This window comes from Bradyrhizobium sp. 23 (assembly GCF_023073295.1).
GTDB classification, from domain to species: Bacteria; Pseudomonadota; Alphaproteobacteria; order Rhizobiales; family Xanthobacteraceae; genus Bradyrhizobium; species Bradyrhizobium canariense_D.
Genome location: NZ_JADPJF010000005.1, coordinates 32,203 through 37,066 on the forward strand (window position 1 = coordinate 32,203; position 4,864 = coordinate 37,066).

Annotated in this window: 6 protein-coding genes; 4 read left to right on the forward strand and 2 right to left on the reverse strand. The window is 63.1% G+C overall.

The genetic code is table 11. From position 1 onward, the window contains the following. The first annotated feature begins 162 nt into the window (after window positions 1–162). Both IVB32_RS01000 and IVB32_RS01005 read left to right on the forward strand, forming a co-directional pair. Complete coding sequence (locus IVB32_RS01000) at window positions 163–822, forward strand: cell envelope biogenesis protein TolA (RefSeq protein ID WP_247370972.1); 660 nt, start codon at window positions 163–165, stop codon at window positions 820–822. Between the two features lie 146 nt (window positions 823–968). Beyond that, on the forward strand, window positions 969–1,244 hold the full coding sequence (locus tag IVB32_RS01005) for a hypothetical protein (protein WP_247370975.1): 276 nt from the start codon (window positions 969–971) through the stop codon (window positions 1,242–1,244). A 119-nt stretch (window positions 1,245–1,363) separates the two neighbouring features. Here the strand turns inward: IVB32_RS01005 and IVB32_RS01010 are convergent, their stop codons facing one another. Beyond that, a complete protein-coding gene (locus tag IVB32_RS01010) occupies window positions 1,364–2,161 on the reverse strand; it encodes a transglycosylase SLT domain-containing protein (RefSeq protein ID WP_247370978.1) in 798 nt (265 codons plus the stop codon). A gap of 205 nt (window positions 2,162–2,366) precedes the next feature. Here IVB32_RS01010 and IVB32_RS01015 point away from each other — a divergent pair, with 205 nt between their 5' ends. Then, window positions 2,367–3,374 (forward strand): acyl-CoA desaturase, encoded by a 1,008-nt coding sequence (locus tag IVB32_RS01015; RefSeq protein WP_018454517.1) that lies wholly within the window; start codon window positions 2,367–2,369, stop codon window positions 3,372–3,374. Window positions 3,375–3,497: 123 nt separating this feature from the next. Further along, window positions 3,498–3,968, forward strand: coding sequence for an SMI1/KNR4 family protein (locus tag IVB32_RS01020; protein ID WP_018454516.1), 471 nt, complete (start codon window positions 3,498–3,500; stop codon window positions 3,966–3,968). Window positions 3,969–4,093: 125 nt separating this feature from the next. On the opposite strand, the gene IVB32_RS01025 is transcribed toward IVB32_RS01020, so the two are convergent. Then, window positions 4,094–4,828, reverse strand: coding sequence for a DUF1236 domain-containing protein (locus tag IVB32_RS01025; RefSeq protein WP_247370985.1), 735 nt, complete (start codon window positions 4,826–4,828; stop codon window positions 4,094–4,096). Window positions 4,829–4,864: the final 36 nt, after the last annotated feature.

Here is a 4,864-nt window from a genome sequence, read left to right on the forward strand (position 1 = left end):
GGGATTTCAGTGTGTTGGAAATCCGAAAACGTTGGTATTGGGCCTCCGCGCCCGGTATCGACTTCGGCGATACCGAATCGAATTTGACTCGTCGGGCAAAACAGGGGCAGTATGGCATAATGGCGCCGCAGGAAGCTGGTGGCTTGCCAGCTGCGGAGCGACATGCCGAAAAAAGCAAAACCAAAAAGAAAACTCAAGACCTACCAGACCTCGCTCGGCTTCTACGACCAGGCGATCGCCGCGCCCTCGATGAAGGCGGCACTGGACGCCTGGGGCGCCAGGTCCAATCTGTTCCATCAGGGCGCCGCGAAGGAGACCGACGACCCCGACATCGTCGCGGCAACGATGGAGAAGCCGGGCGTGGTGCTCCGGCGCCCGGTCGGATCGGACGGCCCGTTCACCGAGCATTCCGAGTTGCCAACCGATCTCGCTGACGACGAGGCCAGGCCGAACCGCAAAGCCAAGCCCAAAGCGAAGTCCAAGCCGAGAAAGCTTCCGGCGAAGGCTGCAAAGCAACCATCCCGCAAGGTCGACGATCAACAGGCGCGCAAGGCCGCCGCGGCGTTCGAGAAGGAAGAGCGGCAGCGGGAAGCCGAGCGCCGCAAGGAGGAGGCCGCTCGCGCCAAGGAGCGCGCGCGCCGCGACAGGGCGGTCGCGAACGCGCAGGCGGCGCTGGACGACGCGAGGCGGCAGCACGAATCGCGGGCGGAGGCGATCGAAGCTGAGCGCGCGGCGCTCGAGGAGCGTGCCGAGACGGAGCAGAGCCGGTGGGACAAGCAGAGGATGAAGCTGACGGAGGCGGTGCGGCGCGCGCGGGAGTAGGGGCCGCGGTCGACAGTCTGGATTGCTCCGCTCCGCTCGCAATGACGGCGGGGCGGCCGGCATCGGTCATTCCGGCAAAGCTTGATCGCAAATTCGCTTGCCTTGCTTGACGTCCTTTTGCACTCTTGGGGGAAGGAGACCAACGCATGAAGATCACGACTGTCGCGTGTGCGCTCGGAACCGCCCTGGTGCTGTGCAATCTCGGGATATCGGATGCCGAAGCCCGGGCGCGGAAGGCGCGAGTGGTGGATGAACAACGGCTGAGGGTGGATGTCCCCGTGCTCCGGCCGACGCCGTGGGATTACAATATCGTTCCACGCTATCGTTATCGCCCGGAAGACGACCGGGTCGATCCCTACGGCCCGCCCTTGGTATCGTCATATGTCCGCTACGAGGGATGGCGCTGGCCGTACTGGTGGTGAAGGCCACCGACGGACGCGGAATTGATTGGCTCCTGTAGCCCGGATGAGCGAAGCGATATCCGGGACGTTGCCGCAGCATTCCCGGATGTCGCTTCGCTCATCCGGGCTACGCCCCTTTGCTAGTCGCCGTCCTCCGCGGCGAGCCGCACAAACTGCCGCTTCATCGCGTTGACCCTGGCGACATAGCTCGCGACGAGGTGATCGCCGCAGCGTTCGTCGGCGGCCATTTGAAACTTGCGGCGTGCGAAGGCCGTTGCGGGGCCTGCGCCGCAGAGATGGATGAAGGCGGCGAGATCCTGCCTCTCGCGTGCACTCGCCTTCACATCGCCCGCGCGGGCGAGAACATCGGCGAGATTGCGGTCGAGATACACCGATGCCAGCTCGATGGCGTGGCTCGGAATCGCGCGGCTATAGAGGAAGGTCGAGCCGCAGCCGGCCTCCGTGACCGCGTTGCCACGAACGCAGAACCGCGCGGCGTCAGCATAGGCTGCGTCCAGCATCTGGAAGAGGCCGACGGCGCTCGATGCGGGCCGATAGATCGCGAGCGGATTGAAGCTCCATCGCCAGCGCCAGTAGGTGCGCGCGAGCGGATTGCCCGATGTCTCGACCTGCGCCAGCGCGGCCAGCAATTCCGGCGTGATCGTCGCGGTGGAATGCTTGCGGAACAGCGGCCCGTATTGCCGCCACGTGTCCGATGGCTCCTTGTCGAGCGCATGGCCGACTAGGACGAACAGCTCGGTCGGCTTGCGCACCGTTTGATAGGCGATGTTCACGAGGACGAGGACCGCAAGCAGCATCGCCGCGCCGCCCGCGATCCGAACCATCCGCGGTGCGCGCGCGAAGGTCTTTCGCACCGATCGCGCGCTACGCCGGAGCTTGCGAAGGCGAGGGAGGGGGCGCTTGCTTTGTCCTGGCATCGGTCTTCTGGGAGTGCATTGCGGAGGCTTTGTACCTGGTTAACGCTGTCACCAGGCCTTGAAATCCGGCTTCTTTTTCCTCTGGTCGCCTGTTTTCAAGTCGCCGCTCCGTACTCCCACGGCAGCTCGAATCCTTGATGGAAATAACCCGAGGTTGTACTGTGCGCCGCAGCAGGGTTAATTTTGTGTGAATGGATCGGCTGGAATGACCGTAATCGAAAGCGTGGTGCCGGCGGAAGCTGCGGAGCGGAAAATGCCGCCGGGCGTACTGGTCGAAGGTCCCGTGGTCGACGCCAAGTTTCGCGATTCCTACATCTCCTTCGTCATCATGATCGGTGGGTCGATCGCGGCGCTGGTCTGGGCCTTCTGGCAAGGCATCGGCTGGGTGGAGGTTTCGGTCTTCGCCGGCACGTTCGCGCTTTCCACGGTCGGCATCGGCTTCATGCACCGCTACTTCGTGCACCGCAGCTTCCGGTGCGGTCCGGTGATGCGGACGCTGTTCGCGGCCATCGCCACCATGGCGGTGCAGGGCTCGATCCTGAAATGGGTGAGCAATCATCGCCGGCATCATCTTCACTCCGACAAGCCCGGCGACGTCCACAGCCCTTACTATGACGGCGACGGCAACCCCTATGTCACCTTCGCCAAGGGGATGATGCATGCGCAAGGCGGCTGGGTGTGGGACCAGGCCACCACGGATGCCGAATACTACGCCAAGGATATCCTGGCCGATCCGATCGCCATGTTCTTCACCAGGACGCGCTGGTACTGGTACGCGCTCTCGGCAGTGATTATTCCGGGCGCGATCGGCTACGCGTTTGGCGGCGTGCACACGATGACCGGCTGCATCCTGTTCTCCGGCCTGTTCCGCAGTTACCTCATGACCATGGCGACATCACTGGTCAACTCGGTCTGCCACAGCGACGGCCGCTACGGCTACCGCCGCTTCGATCTCGACGACGGCACCACCAACGAGTTCGTGACCACGATCCTCACTTTCGGTGAAGGCCTGCACAACAACCATCACCGGTTTCCGCGCGACGCCTACATTTCGCACGCCTGGTACGAGATCGACATCAACGGCCTGATCATTTTGGGACTCGGCAAGCTCGGGTTGGTGCAGGACATTTTCTCTGCCGGAAGCCGGACGCTTCGCTCGGGAGATCCGGACGGCGGAAAACGTCCAGTGGCAGATACCGAAGCGATGGTCTGAAGCATACGGGCTCGGTGTTCCACTACGCCAAGGGATTCGGCCACACCAATCTGGTTGTGTGGTGAGGCGGTTGGCTCACTGGCGCGGGCGCTTTGATGACCCACGGGGCACAAAGTTAGGCCGATGAACTATCTGGATCTCATGGACGACCGACGGCCACCGGCGCCCTCCAACGCCATCCGTGCGCTGGAGCAACACATCGGTGCGCCGTTGCCCGCGCCCTACAAGGAGCTACTGGCGCAATCGGACGGCGGCGGCTTCGACCGCTGCGGCGTCGAGCTGCCTTGGCGCAACGACCGCACCGTTTTGGACGTGCTGTTCACGACGCATCCGACCGACAGCTACGGCGTCATCGACAATTACGATGTGTATCGGGGCATGAATCGAATTCCCCGACTGAGCTGCCCCTTCGCTCCCGATCCCGGCGGCGACCTGTTCCTGCTGAGTCTGGAGGAGGACAGTTATGGCCAGGTCTTCTACTGGGATCACGAGCATGAACCGGTGGACGGTGGCGACATGTTCGCCGATTTCCCGAACACAAACGAACTCGCGCCCGATCTTGAAACCTTCATTCTCGGCTTGGGAGAGGGGTGAATGGATATGCAGCCGTTCGGGCGGATTGAGCCCTTGCGAAACCCATCATGATCGCGTGGGGCCGAACGACAAAAGGGCGGCCATAAGCCGCCCTTTCGGTTTGCGCGTCATCCGTCGGATTTCGCTTAGCCCTCGATGATATAGACGATCTCGTGGGTGTGCGGACGAAGAATGACGTACCTGCCGTGCACCAGAATGAACTCGTATCCGCGCCACTCCGGATAGATTTCGACGATGCGGCTCGGGATCGCATGATAACGAACGCCTGCCGGGACGGTGGTGCCGATCGAGATGTTGAAGTTCACGTTGGTGACTTCCTCGACCTTCTCCTGCTTGATGGCCGAAGTGATCTGGGTACGCTTTTCGGCGGGAGGCGCCGCGACCGCCGTGGTAGCGGCATTGCCGGTCGTCTTGCCCTCGGGCGCCGAAGGCTTGCTCTCGGCGGTCGGGGTCTTCACGTCCTTCGACGTGGTGGCCGAATCGGGCGCCTTGGTCATCCCATTCGCCTTCATCTCGCCGGGCGTCTTGTTGTCGGCAGTCGGCTTCGAACTGGTGGCCGGGGCCATTGTTTCCGTGGTCTTCGCCTTGCCATCGGCCTTGACGTCGCCGGAGTGCTTTGCGTCAGGCGCGCCCTGTGCGTGCTGCGGCGTTGCCGCTGCCGGCGAGCCGTGCGGTGCCGCGGTGGGGGCGTCCTTTGCTGTGGGCGCATTCATCGGTGCCGCGGTTTCGGCTTTCGGCGAAACGGCAGCGGGGGACTCCGCACCCTTGGCGCCGCCCTGATTGACGCCTTGAGCCATTGCAGTGCCGGTCGCAGCGAACAACGCCACAACGGCGACGGAAGCCAGCAAAGTATGTTTCATCTGATCTCTTTCAATTCATTTGAATATGATGCCGAC

Coding starts and splice junctions, on each gene's coding strand:
- IVB32_RS01005 (WP_247370975.1), top strand. CDS start 969: ATGAAGATCACGACTGTCGCGTGTGCGCTCGGAACCGCCCTGGTGCTG.
- IVB32_RS01025 (WP_247370985.1), bottom strand. CDS start 4,828: ATGAAACATACTTTGCTGGCTTCCGTCGCCGTTGTGGCGTTGTTCGCT.
- IVB32_RS01020 (WP_018454516.1), top strand. CDS start 3,498: ATGAACTATCTGGATCTCATGGACGACCGACGGCCACCGGCGCCCTCC.
- IVB32_RS01000 (WP_247370972.1), top strand. CDS start 163: ATGCCGAAAAAAGCAAAACCAAAAAGAAAACTCAAGACCTACCAGACC.
- IVB32_RS01010 (WP_247370978.1), bottom strand. CDS start 2,161: ATGCCAGGACAAAGCAAGCGCCCCCTCCCTCGCCTTCGCAAGCTCCGG.
- IVB32_RS01015 (WP_018454517.1), top strand. CDS start 2,367: ATGACCGTAATCGAAAGCGTGGTGCCGGCGGAAGCTGCGGAGCGGAAA.